The following is a 24,950-nucleotide window of genomic DNA, read 5'->3' as shown; positions in this document are numbered from 1 at the left end:
CTCTCTCTCTCTCTCTAACAAAAAGTATTTAATCGCCAAATTATCAGCAAATAAAATGACAGAACAAAATGTCGCATTATCCAATTTTTGGCTCATTAATATATAAATCGTTATCTATCTATTTGATTACACATCCGATCATTATGACTACTGATAGTCTGATTCAAACTCCAAAAATAGTCATAATTTGGAGTCATTAGCTATTCAAACAGATTAGTTTAAACTACTATTTGAATCCTCTCGAATTCAAATATACAATATTAATTGTTAAATAAAATACAAACAACTGTATTATTTATATAAATATCTATTTATCAGTGATAAATGAAAGTTATGTAGTAGTATTGTAGTATTCATTTATATCCATTTTTGAGTTTTTGATGTATTAAAAAATTATAAAAAAAAATGGAAGGGGAGTATGTTTGCAACAGATTCTTGAAAAAGCTCTAAAACTATTAATTAAATCAACCTTAAATTAACAATCATGAAGAGAGAACCCATCTTTTGGAAAATTTTATTCATTCTTCCTCTATTTCTTTTTTCTTCCCTGGCTGTATTCGGACAGACGTCTGAAATAAAAGGAACTGTAACAGATGCAGCTACAGGAGAAATGTTAATCGGTGTATCAGTCTCCGAAAAGGGGACCACAAATGGTACTATGACCGATCTGGACGGTCAGTATTCTATTAAAGTTCCATCCGGAGCTACTTTGATATTTACATACGTCGGATATGTAACTCAGGAAAGACCTGCTACAGGAGGTACAATAAATGTGGCCTTAAGCCTAACCCAACAGATGCTTGATGAAGTAGTGGTTATCGGCTATGGTGTTCAGAAAAAAAGTGTGGTTACAGCTGCAATCAGTAGTGTAAAGTCTTCTGATATCGAAAAACTGACGCCTTCTCGTATAGAAAATGTACTGAAAGGACAAGTATCCGGAGTACAGGTTACACAAGGCTCGGGACAACCGGGTAGCGGTTCTACCGTCCGCATACGTGGTATCGGCACTACCGGCAACAGTGACCCTCTGTATATCGTAGACGGAATGGCCGTAGACGGAGGTATCACTAACCTGAATCCTTCCGATATATCGTCAGTGGAAATATTGAAAGACGGAGCATCGGCAGCTGTATACGGATCACGTGCCGCAAATGGTGTAGTTCTGATAACTACCAAAACCGGAGTAGCAGGAAAACCTAAAATCAGCTATGATATGAGCTATGGATTCCAAAACCCATGGAAGAAAAAAGCTGTCCTCAACTCGGAGCAATACATGGTATTGGTTAATGAGTTATATTTGAACAATGGAGAAGCGCTGCTTTTTTCATCTAAGGATATTGCCGATGCACGGGCAGGGTTGACTCCGAATACCGACTGGCAGGAAGAAGTTTTTAATAAAGACGCCCCTATACAAAATCATCAGATCAGTATCTCTGGTGGGAATGAGAAACTTTCATATTATCTGTCTTTCGGTTACTTCGATCAGGAGGGTATTATCGGTGGCAACTATAACGCTTCAAATTACAAACGCTGGAGTGTTCGCAGCAACAATACTTATGAAGTATACAACGCGGAAAAAGAGCGTAGCTTCCTTAATAAATTGAAAATTGGTTCAAACGTGACTTATTCTCGAGGTAAAAAAATAGGGATAGGTACGAACGATGTATTCGGTACGGTATTGGGTAGTGCAACGACTTTGCCTCCTAACCTGAGCGTATATCTGTCGGAAGATGATGGAAAAGCACTACTCGAGAAACATCCGTATGCAGTTAAAGCAAAAGACGGACGTGTATTAACTCCGGCTCCCGCTTATTTCCAGGAAATTCGCAATCCTATTGGTTTAATGTTGCGTCCGGATAAGAGCTACGACAATGAAGACAAATTCATCGGAACGTTCTGGGGTGAATTAAATCTGTATAAAGGTTTGACATTCAAAAGCAGCTACGGCTTCGACCTTGCGTTTTGGGGCAATGACGGTTACAGGTTTCCTTACTACCTGTCCGACAACTCGGCTGCTTCTAACGAAGACCCTGCAAAGTCGGAAATCTGGTCCAGTATGAACCGTGGGGCTACATGGCAGATCGAAAATACATTGAACTATAATTTCAAAATAGGCGAAGACCATTTTTTTACACTCCTTGCAGGACAATCGGCACGTGAATATTCCGTACGCGGACTTAGCGGCAGCGGATATGAACACATCTCTTACGACCCTTCCATGATGGTGATCGACGCCACCCGCGGTGATGCTACAAAAGGCGGCCGCCGTAGTGGAGGTAGTGCATCCAGCACAACTCTGGCCTCTTATTTCGGGCGTTTAGATTATAACTTTGCCGAGCGTTATATGCTTCAGGCTACGGTACGTCGCGATGGTTCCGACAAATTCGGAAGCAATAACAAATGGGGTACATTCCCTTCATTCTCTGTCGGCTGGAACGTTCTGAACGAACCGTTTATGAAAGATATTACTCCTGACTGGTTCCACAATATGAAGCTGAGAGGCAGCTGGGGTGTCAACGGTAACCAGAGGATCGATGCCTATGCATATATGAGTCTTATGGATGGTGGGCAAAACTACTATTTCGGAGACAATATGTACTATGGTATAAGTAGCGGCCGCCTTCCAAATCCCGACTTAAAATGGGAAGAAAGCAAACAAACCGATATAGGTCTCGATTTAGGCTTCCTGAGAAATTCCCTTACACTGACAGTAGACTATTACAAGAAACGCACTGTGGGTATGCTTCGCGAAAAGCCAACTCCCAGCTACGTAGGATTGAAACCTCCTTTCGCCAATTCAGGTACAATGGATAATTCCGGCTGGGAATTTGACGTGAGTTACCGTGGCGAGATACAGGATGTAAACTTCGGTATCAAAGCAAACGCATCTTATATGAAAAATACATTGGTGGATTACGGTAATGCCAGCGGAGAGAACTCATGGGGAGGTGTTGGTGCAGCCGGAGTGGAAAATTTCATCTATCAAAAGAACGGAATGCCTAGTCCGTATTTCTACGGATATCGTACTGATGGAATATTGCAGACTCAGGAAGAAGCCGATGAATACAACTTCAAATATGGGGAAAATGCTAAACCGGGTGATGTCCGTTTTAAAAACCTCAATGGAGATGATAAAATCGATGATGAAGACAGGGATATGATCGGTAAACCGAATCCGGACTGGACATTCGGTCTTACACTCAATGCTGAATGGAAAGGATTCGACTTCTATGCTTTTTTCCAGGGAGTTACCGGAAATAAAATTTTCGATATCTCGAAACGTGCGGATATTCCCCGGCAAAACTTACCGACCTGGATGCTTGACAGATGGACCGGCCCGGGTACATCGAACAAGATTCCTCGCCTGGTTGCAGGTGAAGACAACCGTAACTGGCGTGCTTCCGATCTGTATATCAAAGACGGTGCATATTGCCGCTTGAAAAACATACAGTTAGGATACACCATTCCGGCATTCGTTACCCGGAAAGCAAGTATTGACCGCTTGCGGATATATATAGCGGCTGAGAACCTGCTTACATTTACTAAATATGATGGTTTTGACCCTGAAATCGGAGATGGAGATATGGGGGTTGACAAGGGCATTTACCCACAGGCACGTACTATTACATTAGGCGCCAGCATTTCCTTCTAATTAAGAACCATGAAAACAATTACAGATATGAAACATATATTTTTGAAAAAAAGCAAATATACAATGCAACGCATTTGTACATGGGGACTAGGTGCTCTCCTCTTGGCGTTGCCCTCTTGTGGTGAGGACTTCCTGACTGTTTATCCTACAAATCAGGTTGCAGCGGGTGCTCCTGCTACAAAAGATGTGATTGAGCAGATGCTGACTTCTTCTTATCAGATTCTTCTGATGGATAATTACGCTAACGGCTCCATTGCCAGCGTGACTATTTTCGGAGATTTCCGTTCCGATGATATCTACAAAGGTGGAGGTGACGCAACCGACCAGCCGGCTTACTATTATATGTCACAATATAAAAGCAACTCTGTAGATATACCTACAGGATGGTGGAGCATCTATTATACAGGGCTACAACGTTGCAACAGTACACTGCAAGCCTGTGACAATGCAATAAGCGGATCAGCCGCAGAAATAAACCGGCTCAGAGCAGAAGCACGTACACTACGGGCATATTATGTACACTTACTTTGGAAAGCATGGGGTAATATCCCTTATTATGAAGTTCCATTGGCGCCTCCTTATCTGGCTCCTCAACTTTCTGCCGACGACGTGTATCAGAAGATCATCGCGGACCTGGATGCCGCCATTAATACAGAAGAGTTGCCAATGAATACTACAGGGGCAAATGCATCACGTATCAACAAAGCAATGGCTATGATGACCAAAGCCCGTGTGGTTATGTATCAGAAAGACCAGACAAAATATGCTCAGGTACTTGAAGATATGAAAAAGATTATCGGTAGTGGAGAATTTGATCTGATTAAAAAAAGTCCGGATACAAAACTTACCAATAATCCGATAGAATGGATGTTTCTCCGTGAAGGTGAATTCTGCAAAGAATCTATTTTCGAAAGTAACCAGATTTCGGAAGGTAAAACATGGGGTAACTCCTGGGTTGGGTATGGAAGTTATCTGCCCAGGGTAATTTCCGCACGCTCTCTTAAAGATTCGAAAGGTATATTTGCTTTTGGTTGGGGGTGGTGTCCCGTACAACCTGATGCTTATGCTATTTTCAATGAGTCGGGAGATTACCGTAAAGATGCAAGCGTTATCCAATGGCCGAGTGGCACATACGAAGCAGGTTATCAAAATACCGGCCTGTTCTTGCGCAAATATACTGCCCGTGTGGGATATAATCAAAATACAACCGGGGATGCCGACCTCAATTTCGAGAATAATACCCGTATATACCGTTTGGCAGAAACCTACCTGAATGCAGCAGAACTTAGTTTCTATGCAGGAGGAGAAGGAGCGGCAAAACCTTATCTGGATGCCATCCGCGACCGTGCCTTCGGAGATGTGAATCATCGCATACCTGCTACCCTTAATAATATCAAACTGGAACGCCGCCGCGAACTATTCGGTGAGGGTAGCCGCTTCTGGGATCTTGTACGTTGGGGAAGCGATGAAAAAGGCCGGGATATAAAAACTGTACTTTCTGTAATCGACGATACATACAAGATGAACCGGACATGGGATGATACAAAAAAATATCTGCCTCTGCCTAAAAACGAGATAGATGTTACCAAGGGTACAGAATTTGAGATAAAACAAAATCCCGGATGGGAATAATTATTCAAAATGAGAATCATTATGAAAACATTAAATAATTTCCAGCATAAATATAAAAATATGGTACGTAACATTACCACCGGGATCATAGCCTTGTGCTTCCTCCTCACGGCATGTTCTCCGCAAGAGGATGACAGCCATAAACTCGGAGGCTCACAGGTGGAGATACCTCAGAACTTAAAGATAACAGCAGTCGATAATGATAATGAAGTAGTTATTACTTTCGATCCCCTTACCTTAATTGATGGGGATGATGTGCTGGCCGTACAGTTCTCTTCTGCCGAAGCAGGAATCAATTTTACTGTAAAAGATGCCAACACAACCGTTCTGAAAAAGAAAGTATACCGCAGCGGCGAATATACCCTCTATGTGGCAGCGATAACCCGCGCAGGAACGGGTACACCTCGCGAGATACCATTCACTGTAGCTAAAAACCTGTTATTGGAGACTTTGAGTGAAAATATACTGCCGGAAGTCGTAAAATATGATATTGACGCTACACATCAGGAAACATTCTACAAAAATGAGCTTTATATTGAAAGAAATAGCATAATCACACTTGCCGGGGCTATCGGAAATGAAGACGTAATTGTGAATCTCGACTTCTTCGAAAGAGAAAGTGCTGCTTCAGCCAAATTTATTGGAGAAAGCGGTGTATACTCTATCTATTGGAATCCTGTACGGAAAAATGTTATTATCGAACCTACTACGGCGATAGAAGCACCTGGCTATTATGTGTTTACAGGGCCTGGTATCGGCTATCCTACCACTGTATCGTCAGATGATATCAAAGCGGCATATGGAGCCGGAGATGGGCGTTATACTACGGAATGGAATCCGGGTAAAAACATCCGCAGCCGTGTAGTGATGCGTAGTACGGGAGAAAATACCTATCAGGCAACGATCTGTATTAATGAAGGGGCAACTTTCAAACCTTTCTCAAATACCAACTGGGGTAATGATGTATTCAAAGCAGAAAATTGCACATTCACAGGTTCTGCAATATTGAAAGATGCAGGAGACTGGTCGCCTAATGGTAATCTGGATAAAGACGCTTATTATCGTATAACATTGAACTCTTCAACGAAGGCCGTAGATATCAAGAAAGTTAGTGCAACAGGTGAAGTGTTACCGGATGATACAGAAGAACCTTCAAGTCCGGATACACCAATTGTTTCAAGTATCTTTAGCGTAACAAATGCTACAAGCACAGAAATAGACGGAGAAGCAATCCTATCGATGTTCCATACATTGAAAAATGGGGACGAATATACTCCTGGCGGAGGATTGGCTAAAGCTTTATTTAATGTTGATTTCTTTACAAAAACAACTGATGGCAAGCTCAAGTTCTTAGGAGAAGACGGTAACTACCGCTTGTTATATAACCCCATCCGTAACAATGTGATTATAAGTGCAGAAGAACCTAAGAATCCTGAATATATGTTCATTGCCGGAGTAGGACTAGGTTATCCGACAAAAGTATCTGCTGCTGTAATCAGCTCGATTTATTCCGATAAAGGAATAGCAACACTTGACAACTGGGGATTTGCAAATGTAATGGAATTTATTCTCATGCGAAAAGTAAGCGAAAATGTCTATCAGGCTACCGTAATGATGCCTTTCGAGAAAAAATATTGGTGGGACGAAGGACCTTATGCTTCTTTCAAGGTTTATACAGCTACTGCTGCCGAAGCCGTAAATGAAAAGGGTGCAAAATTTTTCTCCGAAGCAGGAGGTATTACAGGAACTGCCACCGGTATAGTCACAGAAATTCTTGATATTCCGGAAGACAACAATATGGATATTTTTGCAAAATTATCAGCGGCTACATTGCGTATCACAGTGGATATGAATGTAAAATCAATGAAAGTAGATAACATTGTATTACCATAATACAAAACTAAATCATTCTTCAGTAAGGTTTCTGCAACCTTACTGAAGAATCTTAATCCAATAATAATGAAACATATCCTTTTATTCCTATCAGCCCTCCTGCTATGTTCCTTATCCGCTTGCGGTAAAGATAACTTCAATGGAGAAGAAGAACCGGAGAAACCGGATGGATATGCTCCGGAAGGCTACAGCCTGGTATGGAGCGATGAATTCGATAACACTTCCAACGGGTTACCGGATAATAAGTGGTGGTTCGAGACTGGCAATAACGGCTGGGGAAATAACGAACCCCAATACTATATCGACAGGGTATTGGGAAATGATACCGTAGCTAAAGTACGGAATGGAATGCTGACCATTACAGCTCATAAACTGACTATACCACACGAAGGGGCCGATATCATCTCGGCACGTATGAATACAGTAGAATCATGGAAATACGGCTACTTCGAAATGAGGGCTAAAGTACCCGGAGGAAGAGGTACCTGGGCGGCCTTCTGGATGATGCCGAAAAACTTTCAAAGCTGGCCTTTGGACGGAGAAATCGACATTATGGAGTATGTAGGTTATCGTCCGGATGTAACACAAGCCTCGGTACACACCAAGGATTACAACCACGTAGCAGGTACAGAAAAAACAGCTACACGCACAGCTCCGGGAGCCGAGCGTAAATTTTATACTTACGGGCTGCTCTGGACAGAAGATAAGATAACAGCCTATATCGACGGTGTCGAATATTTTTCATTTGCCAATGACCATGCGAACAATAAGAACACATGGCCGTTCAATGAACCATTTTACTTAAAATTAAATCTGGCAATAGGCGGCAACTGGGGCGGACTGGAAGGAATAGACCCTGATATATTCCCTGCCCGCTACGAAATAGAATATGTCAGAGTATATCAAAAAGCAAAATAAATTATATGAAATATATGGCCAATGTATCAATCCTGTCTCTTACTATTGCATCTTTATTTGCATGTAACGATGGTTCTGAGAATCCGCCAACTGAAGATCCGAAAGGAGATGTTTCAATGTATGTAACTACCGGCAACCGCTCACAGGATTTCAAAAAACAGGCTGTGGATTTCAGCGATGAACAGTCTGCGATGTCTATCACATTGAAACCCGTGGAACGTTTTCAGACAATGGACGGATTCGGGGCCGCCGTGACAGGTTCCAGCGCATTCAACCTATTGAAAATGACGGCTGAGGACCGTAAAAAGTTTCTGACAGAGACATTTTCACCTACGGAGGGAATGGGATACAGTTATATCCGTGTTGCCATCGGTTGTTCCGATTTTTCACTGAGTGAATACACCTGCTGGGACGATGAGGAGGCCGGATTCGGGCTGACCACGGAAGAAACCGACTATGTCATCCCCGTATTGAAGGAAATAATCGCTATCAACCCCACTATAAAAATACTGGCATCTCCCTGGACTTGTCCTATATGGATGAAAGAGCGGGTAGACGATAATCCATGGACAGGCGGACACCTGAAGAAAGAGTATTACGGAGATTATGCAGATTATTTCATTAAATGGATACAGGCCTTCAAGGCTCAAGGAATAAATATTACATCAGTTACTCCGCAAAACGAACCTTTGAATGATGGCAATTCGGCATCTCTCCATATGGATTGGGAAGAAATGGGTGAGTTTGTCAACCTGCATCTGGCTCCCAAGATCAAGGCGTCGGGATTAGGCACAAAAGTCTATCTGTACGATCACAATTATGATGTAGCCGATTATCCGCTCAATATTTACAAAAGCGGAATAGACAATGACGTTGTGGCGGGAGCGGCGTTCCACGATTACGGAGGGCAGATAGATGCGCTTAATTACGTTCACGAGCAAGCCCCCGACAAGGAACTTATTTTTACGGAAACATCTATCGGCACATGGAACAACGGGCAGGATTTATCTGTACGCCTGATGGCAGATATGGAGTATGTGGCTCTGGGGACAGTAAACCGCTGGTGCAAAGCCGTGATTGTATGGAATCTGATGCTCGACAGCGATAAAGGCCCTAACCGTCCCGGAGGTTGCCAGACCTGCTACGGCGCGGTAGACATTTTCAGGGGTAACTTCAAAGATATTAAGCGGAATTCGCATTATTATATCATCGGGCATCTGGCCTCAGTAGTGAAGCCGGGAGCTACACGAATCGGTTCGGAAGGTAATACCGAATCGGGCATTATCTATTCGGCTTTCGAAAATACCGACGGTACATATGCCTTGGTACTGATGAACAATACCAGTGGAAACAAAAAAATTACGGTAAACAGTGGATCTAAAAAGTTTACTTATGAAGTCCCTTCGAGAGGCGTAGTATCTTATCGTTGGGCAAAATAGGGCCTCTTGCGGCTATCCCCGAATAATAAATTGCAGTAAAAAATAATAAGTTATGAAAGTAAGGAAACTAGGATTATTAGGTGCATTTATCCTGTCCGGAATATTCCCGGTGGGCTATGCCCAGAATAATATTGAAAAACGGGTCGAGGATCTATTATCCAAGATGACGTTGGAAGAAAAAATAGGGCAAATGAATCAGGTCAGCTTCTTCGCTGTCGATGATAAAGCAATCGCCCAATACAGCGACGACGACATGGATACATTCCTCATCAGAATGGGTATTGCCGGAGGACAAGGGCAGAAAAAGCCTTCTGAAATGACCAAATCCGAAAAAATAGCCCTTATCAAGGCCCAAGCAGCCAAGATGCTGGACAACAATATCACCCAGCCCATCAGGGACGGAAAAATCGGCTCATTGCTGAATATTACCGATCCGGTAATGGTCAATAAGCTGCAAAAGGCAGCAATGGACGAAAGCCGCCTGGGGATACCTATGATTATCGGACGCGACGTTATACATGGATTCAAAACAATATTCCCTATACCATTAGGACAGGCTGCTTCATTCAATCCGCAAATGATAGAAGACGGCGCGCGTATAGCAGCCATAGAAGCCCGTTCGACAGGTGTAAACTGGACTTTCGCTCCTATGCTCGATATCTCGCGTGATGCACGCTGGGGACGTATTGCCGAGAGTCTGGGAGAAGACCCTTATCTGGGAGGGCAACTGGGAGCAGCTATGGTAAGAGGTTTTCAGGGTAACGGCAATCTGGCTGACCCTAACGCTATCGCAGCCTGTGTAAAACATTTTATCGGTTACGGTGCGGCCGAAGGCGGACGTGACTACAACAGTACGAATATACCTCCGCACCTGATGCGCAATATATATCTGCCTCCTTTCCACAATTCCATCAAGGCGGGAGCAGCCACACTGATGACTTCATTCAACGACAATGACGGAATCCCGGCATCAGGAAACAGCTATATTCTGAAAAACATTCTTCGTGACGAATGGAAATTCGATGGCTTCGTTGTATCGGACTGGGCTTCGATAGGCGAAATGATCGCTCACGGTTTTGCAAAAGACGACAAACAGGCTGCTGAAATATCGGCTAATGCCGGTCTGGATATGGAAATGGTAACGGGTGCCTATCTCAAATACCTGCCCGAACTGATAAAAGAAGGAAAAGTGTCGATGGCCACAGTGGATAATGCTGTCCGCAACATTCTACGCATCAAGTTCAGGCTGGGATTATTCGAGAATCCGTATGTAGACACCAACAAGGCTTCTGTAATGTACGCAGATGCACATATGAAAGCCGCAAGACAGGCTGCTGTCGAATCCGCCATATTGCTGAAGAATGATAATAATACATTACCGTTGGCTGAAAGCAAGAAAATAGCGGTTATCGGGCCTATGGCAAATGCTCCGCACGACCAGCTCGGAACATGGATTTTCGATGGCGACAAAAACCATACAGTAACACCGATAGGTGCCCTTAAAGAGGATTACAAACATATCAGGTATGTGTATGAGCCGGCTCTGGCTTTTTCGAGAGAAAAGAATACTGCTAATTTTGAGAAGGCAAAGCAGGCTGCGGCCTCTGCCGATGTCGCTGTTGTCTTCCTGGGTGAAGAATCCATCTTGTCAGGAGAGGCTCATTCTCTTTCAAATATCAACCTGATAGGAGTGCAATCAGAACTATTAAAAGCGGTAAAAAGTACTGGAAAACCGGTTGTTTTGGTTATCATGGCAGGTCGCCCTTTGACTATCGAACGCGATCTGCCTTTCGCCGATGCCGTGTTGTTTAATTTTCATCCCGGAACAATGGGTGGCCCTGCCATCTTCGACCTTCTGTTTGGAAAGGCAAACCCCAGCGGTAAGCTCCCGGCCACATTTGTCCGTGAAGTTGGGCAGATACCTATGTATTATAATCACAACAATACAGGTCGTCCTGCTCCCGAAAAAGTAATGGGATTGGACGAAATAGAACTGGAAGCAGGACAAACTTCTCTTGGGAATACCTCTTTCTATCTGGATTCGGGTAAAGATCCCCTTTATCCGTTCGGATACGGACTCTCTTACAGTATGTTCGAATATTCGGGACTTACGCTGTCTTCGGCTTCTATCCCGATGAACGGAACACTAACGGCCAGAGTGACATTGAAAAATACAAGCAATGTAGACGGTACGGAAGTTGCCCAACTTTATATTCAGGATATTGTAGGCTCTGTGGTGCGCCCGGTAAGAGAACTTAAAGGATTCCAGCGTGTCGCCTTAAAGGCAGGGGAAAGCAAAATAATAGAATTTAAATTATCGGCAGACGACCTGGCGTTCTATGGTCGCGATTTGATTAAAAGAACGGAAGCGGGCGATTTTAATATTTGGATTGGTGGTGACAGTAACGCCCCGCTTAAGAGTACTTTTTCTGTGACAGAATAAAGTGGATTAACGAAAGGCATAGGAACACACATATATTTTTTCATAGTCATTTATCCTATGCCTTTTCTTTCATTAAAATAGAAAAAGTTTATCTATAAGATATAAAAAGCTCTGTCCTTAGTGAAGATTACAGAGCGGGCAAAAGTAACAGGTGTAGAAAAATGAAAAATGTGTTACATATGTCACCTTTTTTTAACAATTTAGAGCCTGTTTAAATTTTATTCGTTCATTTTCAGAACGAAAAAAGAGATATAATAAAACATTAAAGCAAAAGACCTTTACTTTATGAAAAGACTAATTTACATACTATTACTGCCACTTATACTGGCAGCTTGTCAACCAAAAGAAGCCACGCCGGACAATGCCGGACGATTTCTCCGTGTAAAGGGGCCTGACCTGATAAAACCCAATGGGGAGAAATTTCTTATACAGGGGATTAATCTGGGTAACTGGCTCAATCCTGAAGGGTATATGTTTTTTTTCGGGTCGGAGGCAGCCTCTTACAGAACGATCAATGAGGCTTTCTGCGAAATGGTTGGTCCGGATTTTACAAGCCGCTTCTGGAGAGAGTTTAAAAAGAGCTATATCACGGAAGATGATATAAAATACATCAAACAGACAGGAATGAACTCCATAAGGATACCGTTCCACTACAAGCTGTTTACCAACGAGGACTATATGGGACTGGATTCTTCACACGACGGATTCGAGCTTATCGATCAGGTGGTAGAATGGTGCCGCCGGCAAAACCTGTATGTCATACTGGATATGCACGACGCTCCGGGCGGACAAACCGGAGATAATATAGACGACAGTTATGGCTTCCCATGGCTAATGACCGACGAAGGCAGCAAGGCCCAATTTTGCAATATATGGAAGGATGTGGCTTCCCACTATGCAAACGACACAATAATTTTAGGCTACGACTTGCTGAACGAGCCTATCGCACACTACTTTATGGAAGGTAATGCACACCTGAACGATTCTCTTGAACCGCTTTACAAAAGATGCGTGGAAGCAATCCGTACGGTTGACAAAAACCATATCGTCCTTCTTGGCGGTGCGCAATGGAACGGCAATTTCAGTATGTTTAAAGACTCTAAGTTCGATGACAAGCTGATGTATACCTGCCACCGTTACTGGTGCGACACATTACAGGCCAATATTCAGGACTTTGTACAATTCAGGGATAGTGTCAACCTGCCTATATATATGGGCGAAACAGGCGAGAATACACACGAGTGGATAGCCGGATGGACCCGCCTGATGGAGCGCAACAACATAGGATGGCATTACTGGCCATATAAGAAAATGGTACCTAACAGCTGTATGGTAACCATCCCTAAACCCGAAAACTGGGATCTTATATCGGAATATACCAAACAAGACAGAAGCACTTTTGAGAAGATACGCAAAGTAAGGCCAGATCAGGAACTGGTAAAGAAAGCAATGACAGACTTGCTGGAAAACATGAAGTTTAAGAACTGTACCAAGAATGAAGGATATACCCGTGCAATGGGTATGAAACCATAAAATAAAATGAGATTCTTCACTTAAAGTGATGGGTTCATGTTAGATGAAGATTGGGAAGGGACTGTCTGAATAATCAGGCAATCCCTTTTCTTATGAATATATTTGGATAACTTTATCTATATATAGCTTTTAGCCTTTAGCTTATAGCTCTTTGAAGAAATGATTGGCCCCCTCAATCCCCCAAGGGGGACTTACAGAGAGGATAAAAAGTAATAAATAGTGAGTAAATAGATACAAGTAGACAAGGTACGAGATACAAGTTGCTAACTGATGACTGATGACTGAAAAAGCTGTTACCTTTGTTACCTTTTTTAAATAGAGTTACAAGTTGCTCGCATTTTATTTTGTTTCACGCAAAGACGCAAAGGCGCAAAGTTTTTATATCTTACCAGTTGTTGACTGATGACTGTAAAGTCTCTTGTGTGATAGCTAACGGCTAATAGCTATCAGCTAAAAGCTGAAATATCTGTTACCTTTGTCACTTTTTCACCACGGAGAACCAACGGTCGGCGGAGCCAAAAAAGAGTAACACAGAGTTTTTAATAAACGGGATGCTTCGCTCTGTTCAGCATGACAAGACACAGCACTGTTAACTGTTGACTGTTAACTGAAGAGACTGTTACTTTTTATTGTCCTCTTGCTCTTTCTTATACGCGATCGACATAGCTATAGCAGCATATAATGTAAGGAGAGCGGCAATAAGCATCGTAACTACCCACCCGTTTATATTCATGAACAGAAGTACAGTAGATGCAACCATAAGCAATACGGCGAATATCTGAATGTTGAAAAGCCGTTTTCCGCGAAGGCTCTTACCGGGATATGGAGTGGTAACAGTGGTAGCCGCAAAGCCAATTACACCTATAACCATTATATATTTGGCAATAGCAGCATCGAAGTAATAGATGATAGCAGCAAGAAGAATAAGAAGGGCTGATATCTGGAAAATGGAGTTATTTAATTTTGGATTTATTTTCATTAGTTGATTTATTCTACAAGGAAAACGTCCTCATCGGGTTTCTTCATCAGGTAATTTTCCCTGGCAAACTTTTCAATGCGGTCTTTATCCGATTGAAGTTCCTGCAATTTTTGTTTATCTTCGATTGTTTTATTGCGGTAATGCTCGATCTGGCTGTTAAGCTCCATTATCTTGGCATCGTAACTGAAACGGGCAAAGATGCTGCTTTCGCTTATAAAGAAGCCAAACATAATGATAACCAGAATTATAAGCAATTGTACTTTTGTATATCTGGAGATAAGATAGTTAAACGCTGATTTCAGAATAGTCATAAGTTGAAAAGAGATTAAGTCAATACCGTTTGATTAAACTCACATTGCAAAGATATATATTTGTACTTATATTCAAGTATCGATGGAAACAAAAGATAACATCATAAAGAAATACAGAAATTATTTATTGCTGGAAAAGTCTCTTTCTCCCAATTCGATAGATGCATATCTGACTGATCTGGATAAGCTTTCCGGCTTTCTGGGAAACGAAAGTCTGAAAGTGGAAGAGGTGAAACTCGACGATTTGCAGCAGTTCATTGCCCAGCTTTATGATATGGGTATCAATGCCCGGTCAGTAGCCCGCATTATCTCGGGCATAAAATCGTTCTATAATTTTCTGGTTTTGGATGGTTATATGCAGGCAGATCCCACAGAACTTCTGGAAACGCCGAAAATAGGATTAAAGCTACCGACTGTACTATCACTTGATGAAATAGAAAAGCTGATGTCTGTAATTGACCTCTCCACAAAAGAGGGGCAACGCAACAGGGCTATCCTGGAAGTCCTCTATAGCTGTGGCTTGCGTATATCGGAACTTACAAAGCTGAAATTTTCAGACCTATTTTTTGATGAAGGCTTTATAAAGGTAGAAGGGAAAGGAAGCAAGCAACGGCTCGTGCCCATCTCCCATACTGCAATAAACGAAATAGAGAAATATCTTTATTATCGCAGGGAAATGGATATAAAGAAAGGGTCGGAAGACATACTCTTCCTAAGCAACAGGGGTACAGCGATTTCCCGTATCATGGTATTTCATTTCATAAAGCAATATGCAGATCAGGCCGGAATAAAAAAGACAATAAGCCCTCATACTTTCCGACATTCATTTGCCACACATTTGCTCGAAGGGGGAGCCAATATAAGGGCCATACAGTTGATGCTGGGCCATGAGAAAATCACGACAACCGAGATATATACTCATATGGACAGAGAGTATCTTCGCCAGGAAATAATAGAGCATCATCCTCGTAACAAAAAATGAAGCTTCGGGTTTATTAATGTATTTTTATTATATCTTTGTTCAGATGTTTAATTAATCACAAGCACAATTTTATGAAAAAGAGATTCTTTTCAGTAGCTGCAATAACTCTTGCAGGAACACTACTATTCAGCTCATGTATTGGTTCATTCAATCTTTCGAAGAAAGTGTTGGCATGGAATCAGACCATAGACAATAAGTTCGTTAACGAGGTTGTATTCGTTGCATTATGGATCGTACCTGTATATGAGGTTTGTATGCTGGCCGATATCCTTGTTATCAACTCTATTGAATTCTGGTCGGGTGAGAATCCTGTTGAAGCCGGGATTGTGAAAAAGGTTCAGGGTGAAAACGGAGTTTATACTGTTGAAACATTGGATAACGGATACAATATCAAGAACGAAGAAGGGCAGGAAATGGAACTTGTTTATGACAAGGCTACCAATACATGGAGTGCAGTCGCTAATGGCGAATCGACCAAGATTCTTAAATTCGAAGACGAAAAGAATGCTATCGTTTATCTTCCAGACGGAAAAGAACAAAAGGTGGAACTTTCCGAGAATGGAGTTCTTGCTTTCCGTCAATCTGTTGAGAATGCAGTATTCGTTGCAGCAAAATAAGATAGGACAATTATTCTTAAATTATAGCCGCCCCATACTAAGTTGTAGTTGGGGCGGTTTCTTTATCCTTGATAATCTGATCCTTCAATCTCTTTGCGTAATTCCTTTCAGGTTGTCTGTCCTGAACGGAGCTGCCGGCAATCCTTCCGAATTGAACAAGTTCACATCGGGATTATTCGACCAGCTGTAACGAACAGATACAGGCTTGGATATATTATCGGAATAGACAATAACCTTATCTCCTTCAATATAAGCCTTAGCCCAGACAAACTTGTTATCAGTCCCGGCAATGGCAAACCCTTCTATGTAACCGTATTTGCTTGTAGATTTCAGCCCTTTCCCTATATTGTTGAAACTAACAACAGCTCTATTGCCATTTATCTCCATCGACTTAAATGTCGGACCGGAATAGATTACATCTGTTTTGCCATAATCTTTATTCAAAGCATTTAAGGCCAGGCGAAGCCCTACATCCTGCTTATTACGAGGGTGGATGTCATTCGCTTCCCCTATATCCGTAATTACTGCCTCGCCCGTCTTTGGCAACGATAAAGTCATGCTTTGAGCTTCCCTTAGTTCAGCCCAGTTACTATCCTGAGGCACATCGTCTTTTGCCATAAAATTGGCCAGTTGCACCCAATAGAATGGAAACTCATAACCCCATTTTGTTCGCCAGTCTGTAATCATATTCGGGAAGAGAGTACGGTAATTATAAGCCTGTCCTGCATTATTCTCTCCCTGATACCAGATAGCTCCCTTAATACCATATTGAATAATCGGATTTATCATAGCGTTATAAAGTAGGGATGAATACATATTCGGAGAAAATTCTACATAGTTGAAAGCCTTGTTGCTTACCGCTACTTTATACAACCAGTCTCCCGCCAAAGGATATGATTTCCCCCCGGCATCCAGGATAAGATTTTCGGGTTTTCCATATAGGCCACCGCCACCCGCATTATCTACAACTTTTACGGCTATGGTATTCTCTCCTGCTTTGAGCACATTCGCAGGAATATTATATAAGCGGTCGATATTATATCCGTTCGTCTCTCCGACCTTAACTCCGTTTATCCATGTCACATCATTATCATCAATAGGGCCTAGCTGTATTGTTCCGGATTTTCCTTCAACATTATCCGGAAGTGTAAGAGAGTATCTGAACCATAAAATACCATCAACAGAGGCCAGTTCTCCATCCCAAAGTTCCGGTACCTGCATTTTCTTCCATGTGCTTGTGTTGAGAGAAGGATTGAACCATGATTCCGCTATTCCGGGATCATTGAGCATAGCCTGAGTAAAAGCCCTTTTCCCCTCTTCGCTTTCTTTAGCAAATTTGTCAAAATCTGTGATATTAAGAGTCTTATATCGCTCTTTAAAGATATCACCCAGTTTGCTAAAAGATTCCGGGCTGGTCCATGTTTCTATATCTGTACCTCCCCATGATGAATTGATTATTCCAATTGGAACATTCAGTTCCTGGTACAATTTGCGGGCAAAGAAATATGCAACAGCTGAAAAATCACCTACAGTTGCAGGAGAGCACACCTCCCATGAACCCTTGAGATCTGATTTCGGTTTCATATCCAGATCTTTCACAACATTAAATGACCGGATTTGGGGAAAATCAGCATTGCTGATCTCCGCTTTCGCATTCATCGAGCTTTTTACCTGCCATTCCATATTCGACTGTCCGGAACATAGCCAGACTTCTCCGATAAGAATATTTTTAAAGGTTATACTATTATTTTTCCCTTTCACCTCCATAGTGTACGGCCCGCCATAAGGCATAGATGTTAACTCAATACTCCAATTACCGTTTTTATCGGCCTTTACCTTTTTTTGCTGATTGAGGAAACTTACCTCTACCGTTTCATTCTTATCAGCCCAGCCCCATACTTTTATAACCTTATCGCGTTGAAGCACCATATTATCCGAAAATATGCGGGGTAGCTTCACTTCTGCATGCAAAACAGAAATGGCAACGCTAAAAAAACAAATGAGAAAAGTCAGATTTTTTGTCATAATGTAAATTGATATTAGATGATGTAAAATAAGTACTAAATAATTATTTTACCAAATACATAATAAGCATATTTAAAGTAAATGTAGGAAAATATTTGATTTTTGTACATGTCGGAAATTATCAAAAGGTAACACTTTTTCATCCATTTGCTGATTAATTTTTTTCAAAGAACGATAAACGAGTAATCTCTATACTGCTTATACTTATAGATAAAATTTCTGATGAAAATACAACCTATACAGCTCTTTATTTTATAATCCGCTTAATCCATAATCAATTGATAAGAATAAGTGAGAAGTTTTTGAATTTGAATTGTTAAAGAATTATCTTTGTTTGTCCAATAAAGAATGAACCTTATAAATCCGGAACCCTCAAAAATTAATTGCATGCAAAAACCAACAATCTATCACCTTTTATTTGTGATAAGTCTGCTGTTTATCAGCACGAAAGTTTCTTCGCAGGAAATCAATCCTGATATTTTATACAAATTGGTAAGCCCTTCGGGTCTGGTTATTGACAATCGTGATGCTCCTGACAATTCGGCAAATATGTATCTGGCAAAAGATGCCAGAAACAGTCGCGGGCAAGTATGGAAAATAGTTAAACTGTCCAGCGGTTACTACACTATTACCAACCCGTTTATCAATAAAAGTATTGATAACGATAATGAGCCGGCAGGCAACGGAAATCCTATTATCCAATGGGATGCTAATCCGACCAACAGAAACCAGCAATGGAAATTTACTGTGACCGGAACCGGCGCATACAGTATCTCGCACAGGAGCAGCGGAATGACAATAGCTTATAACGGAGAAGATGCTGTCGGTGCGCGTGTATTTCAGATGCCTGCATCATCTCAGGTGTGGCGATTAGTACCAACCAATATAAAAGCCCCGAAAGAAGTGAAACAGAAACCAAGCAAATATGATTGGGAAAATGAGACTATCTTTGCCATCAATAAAGAGCCCGGACATGCTACTTATTATACTTTCCCTTCCTTGGAGAGCCTCAAAGCGGATAAGACTTTTGACAAACCTTGGGAAGAACCGGCATCCTCTTTATATAAATCTTTGAATGGCAACTGGAAGTTCCATTGGGTAAAAAAGCCATCGGAACGTCCTGCCGATTTCTACAAGATGAACTATGACGTTTCTTCGTGGAAAGAGATACCTGTGCCTTCCAACTGGGAAATGCATGGGTATGGAACTCCTATTTATACCAATATAACATACCCTTTCAGAAACAATCCTCCGTTTATACAGCCACAAAGAGGTTATACGAACGAAATAGAGGTGAATCCTGTAGGGTCGTATCGCCGCGATTTCTCAATCCCTGCCGATTGGGATGGAAAAGAGATATTCCTCCATTTCGACGGAGTATACAGCGGTCTTTATGTATGGATAAATGGGAAAAAGGTGGGTTATAGCCAGGGCGCGAACAACGTGGCCGAGTTTAATATCACTGACTATGTAAAAACCGGAGACAATACAATTGCAGCGGAAGTATATCGCTGGACGGACGGTAGCTATATCGAAGATCAGGATATGTTCCGTCTGAGTGGTATCCATCGGAGTGTATTCCTGTTCGCTACTCCTAAAGTGCATGTGCGGGACTACTTCCTCCAGTCTGAATTTAAGGGGGACGACTACAGTAGCGCCGTGTTTAAAGTCAATGCATCTGTAAAGAACTATGATAAGAAAGCGTCTCAGCCCGCAACCGTGAATATATCATTGCTCGATATGGCAGGCAAAGAGGTAGCCAGCCTTTTTCAACCTGTAGAGGCTCTGAAAAGTGGGCAGGAACAGGTTTATGATCTGCAGACTACAATAAGCAAACCTGTTCTATGGTCGGCAGAAAAGCCGAACCTTTATACGGCTGTTGTCACCCTCAAAGATAATAACGGAAATGTAGAGGAAGCGATGTCGTCCAAATTCGGCTTCCGTAAGATAGAGATAAAGAACAAGCGTGTATATGTAAATAATGAGCAGGTGTTCTTCAAAGGAGCAAACCGTCATGATATTCATCCTCAGTTCGGTAAGGCTGTTCCTGTAGAATCTATGATACAGGACATCCTGCTGATGAAGCAGCACAACCTGAATACAATCCGCACAAGCCATTATCCGAACGACCCGCGTATGTATGCCCTGCATGATTATTACGGGCTGTATGTGATGGATGAGGCCGATTGTGAAAATCATGGAAATCATTCTATCAGCGGTATGCCAAGCTGGGCCCCTGCATATAAGGACAGAATGGACCGGATGGTGAAACGCGACAGAAATCACCCGTCTATAATCTTCTGGTCGTTAGGTAATGAAGGAGGAAATGGCGACAACTTCGATGAAATGTATAAAGTGGCGAAGGCTCTCGACCCCTCACGTCCGATACACTATGAAGGAAAGAATGAACTGGCAGACATCGATTCGCACATGTATCCGGATATGGCCCGGATGGCAGCTTTTGACCAGCAAGATTCCGATAAGCCGTATTTCCTTTGCGAGTATGCCCACTCTATGGGAAATGCTCCGGGCAATCTCGCCGAATACTGGGATTATATCGAAAATCAGTCGCAGCGTATGATTGGCGGATGTGTATGGGACTGGGTAGACCAAGGGCTGAATATGTATGGAAAGCCAGCCAACCAATACTATCTGGGTGGAGACTTCGGGGATAAACCGAATGACTTCGACTTTGTAAACAACGGACTCACTACTCCCGACCGCCGGGTTACTGCCAAGCTGTTGGAGGTGAAAAAGGTTTACCAGTACATTAAGTTCAAAGCCCTGTCGTTGGGTACAGGTAAGATAGAGATTGAGAACAAGTACGACTTTACCGACCTGAACGAGTTTGATATCACATGGGAAGTTATCAAAGACGGAGTAAAAACAGAGTCGGGCAAAATGGCCCCTGTCGACATGGCTCCTAACCAAAAGACAGTGATAACAATCCCTTACAGCAAGAATCTGGATGCAGGCAGCGAATATTTCCTCAATCTGTCTTTCTCTTTGAGAAAGGATGCAAGTTGGGCCAAAGCCGGACATACAGTTGCGGCTGAACAATTTGCCCTGAACAGAAGGCTACCGTTGGCGGCAGTGAATACTTCGGTGATGCCGGATATTGCTGCTAATGCACAGGGAGACAACCTTACTATTGAAGGCACAGGCTTCAAGGCAGTATTCAACACTCAAACGGGTATTATGACCTCATTACAGTATAGCGGCAAAGAGATGATATTCAATAACAACGGCTTCAATCTGAACTGGTATCGCAGTGTGAACAATGACAAATATACCGACCAGAATTACTACCCGACAACAAACGATAAGCCGATGTTTACTTATCAAACGGCTACTGATGGTAAGTCGGTTACGGTAATATCGAGCACTACGGCCACCATCAACAGCGAGAAACCGGTTCGTGTACCGTATCTGGTGAAATATGTAATCTACGCCGATGGTACAATAGATGTGGACGCCAGTTTCACTTCTCCGCAAGACGGACGGATCATACATCGTCTGGGACTACAGGTTGTACTGCCTGAAGATATGGAAAATGTTCGTTACTATGGCCGTGGCCCACATGAGAACTACTGGGACAGAAAACACTCTGCATTCTTCGGCCAGTATGCCACAACCATAAAAGGCATGGAGGAAGAGCATTATGTTCGTGCCCAGAGTATGGGTAACCGTGATGATGTAAGATGGGTCAGCATAACAAACCAAAGTGGCCAGGGATTGAAGATATCATCCAAAGACAGACTGGGATTCACGGCTTTGCATTTTACCGATCAGGCTTTATGGGAAGCTATACATGATTTCAAACTGGATGAGATCCGTAAACCGGAGACTTATCTCAGTCTGGATTGCATCCAACAGGGACTTGGTAATGCAAGCTGCGGGCCTCTGCCTCTGCCTGAATATATGATTCCTGCTAATCAGAATCTAAGCTATTCGTTCAGGATACAACCTGCAAAATAAATAGTTATATATGGTTTAAGAGGTTGTCTAAAAATACTTAGACAGCCTCTTGTCATATTGAACGGAGTGAAATATCCCGTTTTTAAGAGTTGGGATTCTTCACTTCGTTCAGAAACAACGTTCGGCAGAGCGAAGCGGAGCCAATGACAGTATAGAGTATCAATTTGATCGTGTCGTTCTGCTTTTGTTTTTATTTATTCCACACTGGAGCTTCAATCCCAAGCAGATGTTTCACGAAGAAATCGCGACGCTTACGTTCCCCATAGCTTTCTCCTAATGTATGCCTAACACCCGGCAACATCACAAATTCGAATTCTTTATTCTGTTTTATCAGTTCATCTACCACCTGTAACGTACTCGACGGGTCTACATTATTGTCCAGTTCACCGAGTATCAACATCAGATTGCCTTGCAGCAATTTGGCATTCACCACATTCGAACATTCTTCATATTCTTTGCCTACAGGATAGCCCATCCATTGTTCGTTCCACCATATTTTGTCCATCCTGTTGTCGTGGCAACCGCAGGCAGCTACGCCCACTTTATAAAATTCGGGATGGAACAGCAATGCGCCCATTGCATTCTGTCCTCCTGCCGAAGCTCCGTAAATGCCGACACGCTCTATATCCATTTCGGGATATTTGGCTGCCGCGGCTTTCATCCATGCGATGCGGTCGGGGAAACCTGCATCTTTCAGGTTTTTCCAGCACACATCGTGGAATGCTTTCGAACGGTTGGCTGTGCCCATACCGTCTATCATCACCGTTATAAAGCCCAGTTCGGCCAGTTCGCTGCACCGTTGGCTGATGGCAAACGATTTCGGTACGTGCGAATCGTGAGGCCCTGCATAAATGTATTCGATAACCGGATATTTTTTTGTCGGATCGAAGTCTGATGGGCGTACAATTACCCCCCAGATGTCTGTTTGCCCATCCCGACCTTTTGCCGAGAATACTTCCGGCATACGCCATCCTGCTTCTACAGCTTTTGATATATCCGGTTGTTGCTGAGGCTTCAATATAACCTTTCCGTCTGCGGCAGACCGTACTACAAGGGTAGGGGGCAGATCGACGCGCGAATAGCTGTCGACAAAGTAAGTATAATCTGAAGAGAAAGTGACGTTATGGTTGGCATTCTCCGGTGTAAGCGGTTGTATCCTGCCATTATCTATATTTAATGAATAATACTTTTCCAGATAGGGGTCTTCCCCTTTATCCATGCCACAGGCTTTGAATATCAGTGTTCGTTTCTTTTCGTCTACATTGACAACGGATTTTACAACCCACTCGCCTTTTGTCAGCTGTTTCTTCACCATTCCTGTAAATACATCATAGAGATAGATATGCCGCCAGCCGTCACGTTCGGATATCCATAGCAGTTCTTTTCCGTTTTCGAACCAATGTTGGTACAGTGCATTGTAATAAACGAAAGTCGTACTTTTTTCATCTACAACGGGGCGCACTTTACCGGTCGAGATATCTCCTGCATAAATAACATACTGTTGATGTCCCCGCTTATTGAAATTGAATGTAAAGTAGCGGCTCTCTTTATCCCATTTTATATTATCCAGACTGAATTGCGCTTCCACATCAGGGACTTTAAATTCAATGGCTTTTCCTTCATCTACCAGAAATGTAACAGGACGCCTGATCGGAAGTGCATCACCGGGCTTCGGGTAATCATACTCTTCTGTTTCTGGCTGTAGCTGGTCTTTTGGAGAAGAAGAGATGAGTAATAATTTACGTGTTTCGGCAGGACGGTACTTGCAGCAGGCAATCTTTTTCGAATCGGGCGACCAGTAGATATTGGACGAATAGTATTCAGAAACAGACCCGTCGATACTTATCTTCTTATTTTCTTTTGTAGCTAAATCGGTCACCCATAGGTTGCCTTCGGAAATGTAAGCTTCTTTCTTTCCGTCAGGTGATTTAACCTTATCTTTCCTGTCTTCCTTAAAGACACCACCCCAATAATAATCATTACGGGGAGTTTGATCTTTATCTTTGATAAGTGTATAATCGGCCAGCAGGCAGATATATCTGGTATCATCTACTGAGAAATAGATAGAATCCATATTCTTACTGTATTGTAATGTCCTGAACGGTAGCTTATACGGGTCTGTTTCCTTGTTGATGACCTTGGCCAGCGATGCAGCCAGCTTTTGCTGATCGAAGGCCGGACTTATCTCTTTTTTATCTGCATTTATCAGGAAAAATTCATTTCCTTTTGGTGTACGGGTCAGATACCAGAAGCTATGCGATTCGTTTACAGGCTTAATATCTGACAAACCGTAATAGTATTTGTCAGTATATTTATCTCTGAACCTGTCAGCTTGTTTGTACAGGCTGTCGATAGTTTGCCCGTAGGCAAAAGAAGAAATGAGTAAAGCAAAGAAAAGTAATTTTTTCATTGTACAATTATTTACATATATTAACGATATATAGTTAAAAGGTAACAAAGGTAACAGCTTTTTCAGCTTTTAGCTGATAGCTATTAGCCGTTAGCCGAAGCTATCGCACAAGAGACTTTACAGTCATCAGTCAGCAAC

Annotated in this window: 14 protein-coding genes; 10 read left to right on the top strand and 4 right to left on the bottom strand. The window is 42.4% G+C overall.

Annotated features, from left to right (window positions below):
• Positions 1 to 484 precede the first annotated feature (484 nt).
• From B3317_RS11515 to B3317_RS11485, 7 genes are all read left to right on the top strand, one after another.
• The gene (locus B3317_RS11515; RefSeq protein ID WP_291111596.1) at positions 485 to 3,652 is read left to right on the top strand and encodes a SusC/RagA family TonB-linked outer membrane protein; all 3,168 of its coding nucleotides are present in this window, start codon (positions 485 to 487) and stop codon (positions 3,650 to 3,652) included.
• A 27-nt stretch (positions 3,653 to 3,679) separates the two neighbouring features.
• Positions 3,680 to 5,284: a RagB/SusD family nutrient uptake outer membrane protein gene (locus B3317_RS11510; protein ID WP_291111594.1), complete on the top strand. Its 1,605-nt coding sequence runs from the start codon at positions 3,680 to 3,682 to the stop codon at positions 5,282 to 5,284.
• Positions 5,285 to 5,305: 21 nt separating this feature from the next.
• Positions 5,306 to 7,177, top strand: a complete 1,872-nt coding sequence (locus tag B3317_RS11505) for a hypothetical protein (RefSeq protein WP_291111592.1) — start codon at positions 5,306 to 5,308, stop codon at positions 7,175 to 7,177.
• Between the two features lie 66 nt (positions 7,178 to 7,243).
• On the top strand, positions 7,244 to 8,095 hold the full coding sequence (locus tag B3317_RS11500; protein ID WP_291111590.1) for a glycoside hydrolase family 16 protein: 852 nt from the start codon (positions 7,244 to 7,246) through the stop codon (positions 8,093 to 8,095).
• Between the two features lie 14 nt (positions 8,096 to 8,109).
• Positions 8,110 to 9,534 (top strand): glycoside hydrolase family 30 protein, encoded by a 1,425-nt coding sequence (locus B3317_RS11495; RefSeq protein WP_414647495.1) that lies wholly within the window; start codon positions 8,110 to 8,112, stop codon positions 9,532 to 9,534.
• Positions 9,535 to 9,586: 52 nt separating this feature from the next.
• Positions 9,587 to 11,977, top strand: coding sequence for a beta-glucosidase BglX (bglX, locus tag B3317_RS11490; protein WP_291111586.1), 2,391 nt, complete (start codon positions 9,587 to 9,589; stop codon positions 11,975 to 11,977).
• A 285-nt stretch (positions 11,978 to 12,262) separates the two neighbouring features.
• Positions 12,263 to 13,510, top strand: a complete 1,248-nt coding sequence (locus tag B3317_RS11485; protein ID WP_291111584.1) for a glycoside hydrolase family 5 protein — start codon at positions 12,263 to 12,265, stop codon at positions 13,508 to 13,510.
• A gap of 619 nt (positions 13,511 to 14,129) precedes the next feature.
• Here B3317_RS11485 and B3317_RS11480 read toward each other — a convergent pair.
• Positions 14,130 to 14,489 carry a hypothetical protein gene (locus B3317_RS11480; RefSeq protein ID WP_291111582.1) on the bottom strand — a complete coding sequence of 120 codons (360 nt, stop codon included), beginning with the start codon at positions 14,487 to 14,489 and terminating at the stop codon, positions 14,130 to 14,132.
• Between the two features lie 8 nt (positions 14,490 to 14,497).
• Positions 14,498 to 14,800, bottom strand: coding sequence for an FtsB family cell division protein (locus B3317_RS11475; protein WP_291111580.1), 303 nt, complete (start codon positions 14,798 to 14,800; stop codon positions 14,498 to 14,500).
• Between the two features lie 82 nt (positions 14,801 to 14,882).
• On the opposite strand from B3317_RS11475, the gene xerD reads away from it, so the two are divergent.
• Positions 14,883 to 15,782 carry a site-specific tyrosine recombinase XerD gene (gene xerD / locus B3317_RS11470; RefSeq protein WP_291111578.1) on the top strand — a complete coding sequence of 300 codons (900 nt, stop codon included), beginning with the start codon at positions 14,883 to 14,885 and terminating at the stop codon, positions 15,780 to 15,782.
• 71 nt (positions 15,783 to 15,853) lie between these two features.
• Complete coding sequence (locus B3317_RS11465; protein ID WP_291111576.1) at positions 15,854 to 16,399, top strand: DUF3332 domain-containing protein; 546 nt, start codon at positions 15,854 to 15,856, stop codon at positions 16,397 to 16,399.
• Positions 16,400 to 16,483: 84 nt separating this feature from the next.
• Here B3317_RS11465 and B3317_RS11460 read toward each other — a convergent pair whose 3' ends face one another.
• Positions 16,484 to 18,424 carry a sialate O-acetylesterase gene (locus B3317_RS11460; RefSeq protein ID WP_291111574.1) on the bottom strand — a complete coding sequence of 647 codons (1,941 nt, stop codon included), beginning with the start codon at positions 18,422 to 18,424 and terminating at the stop codon, positions 16,484 to 16,486.
• A gap of 387 nt (positions 18,425 to 18,811) precedes the next feature.
• Here B3317_RS11460 and B3317_RS11455 point away from each other — a divergent pair, with 387 nt between their 5' ends.
• On the top strand, positions 18,812 to 22,402 hold the full coding sequence (locus tag B3317_RS11455; protein WP_291111572.1) for a glycoside hydrolase family 2 TIM barrel-domain containing protein: 3,591 nt from the start codon (positions 18,812 to 18,814) through the stop codon (positions 22,400 to 22,402).
• Positions 22,403 to 22,592: 190 nt separating this feature from the next.
• Here B3317_RS11455 and B3317_RS11450 read toward each other — a convergent pair whose 3' ends face one another.
• Entirely contained in the window at positions 22,593 to 24,812 is a 2,220-nt protein-coding gene (locus B3317_RS11450) for a S9 family peptidase (RefSeq protein WP_291111570.1), read from the bottom strand.
• Between the last annotated feature and the right edge of the window lie 138 nt (positions 24,813 to 24,950).

This window comes from Dysgonomonas sp. UBA7710, assembly GCF_002482385.1.
Classification (GTDB): Bacteria; Bacteroidota; Bacteroidia; order Bacteroidales; family Dysgonomonadaceae; genus Dysgonomonas.
This window is presented reverse-complemented; position numbering and strand designations above follow the sequence as displayed.

Bases quoted from the DNA above. Each gene is read 5' to 3' on its own strand.
- B3317_RS11515 (WP_291111596.1), top strand. From the start codon at position 485: ATGAAGAGAGAACCCATCTTTTGGAAAATTTTATTCATTCTTCCTCTA.
- B3317_RS11510 (WP_291111594.1), top strand. From the start codon at position 3,680: ATGAAACATATATTTTTGAAAAAAAGCAAATATACAATGCAACGCATT.
- B3317_RS11505 (WP_291111592.1), top strand. From the start codon at position 5,306: ATGAAAACATTAAATAATTTCCAGCATAAATATAAAAATATGGTACGT.
- B3317_RS11500 (WP_291111590.1), top strand. From the start codon at position 7,244: ATGAAACATATCCTTTTATTCCTATCAGCCCTCCTGCTATGTTCCTTA.
- B3317_RS11495 (WP_414647495.1), top strand. From the start codon at position 8,110: ATGGCCAATGTATCAATCCTGTCTCTTACTATTGCATCTTTATTTGCA.
- bglX (WP_291111586.1), top strand. From the start codon at position 9,587: ATGAAAGTAAGGAAACTAGGATTATTAGGTGCATTTATCCTGTCCGGA.
- B3317_RS11485 (WP_291111584.1), top strand. From the start codon at position 12,263: ATGAAAAGACTAATTTACATACTATTACTGCCACTTATACTGGCAGCT.
- B3317_RS11480 (WP_291111582.1), bottom strand. From the start codon at position 14,489: ATGAAAATAAATCCAAAATTAAATAACTCCATTTTCCAGATATCAGCC.
- B3317_RS11475 (WP_291111580.1), bottom strand. From the start codon at position 14,800: ATGACTATTCTGAAATCAGCGTTTAACTATCTTATCTCCAGATATACA.
- xerD (WP_291111578.1), top strand. From the start codon at position 14,883: ATGGAAACAAAAGATAACATCATAAAGAAATACAGAAATTATTTATTG.
- B3317_RS11465 (WP_291111576.1), top strand. From the start codon at position 15,854: ATGAAAAAGAGATTCTTTTCAGTAGCTGCAATAACTCTTGCAGGAACA.
- B3317_RS11460 (WP_291111574.1), bottom strand. From the start codon at position 18,424: ATGACAAAAAATCTGACTTTTCTCATTTGTTTTTTTAGCGTTGCCATT.
- B3317_RS11455 (WP_291111572.1), top strand. From the start codon at position 18,812: ATGCAAAAACCAACAATCTATCACCTTTTATTTGTGATAAGTCTGCTG.
- B3317_RS11450 (WP_291111570.1), bottom strand. From the start codon at position 24,812: ATGAAAAAATTACTTTTCTTTGCTTTACTCATTTCTTCTTTTGCCTAC.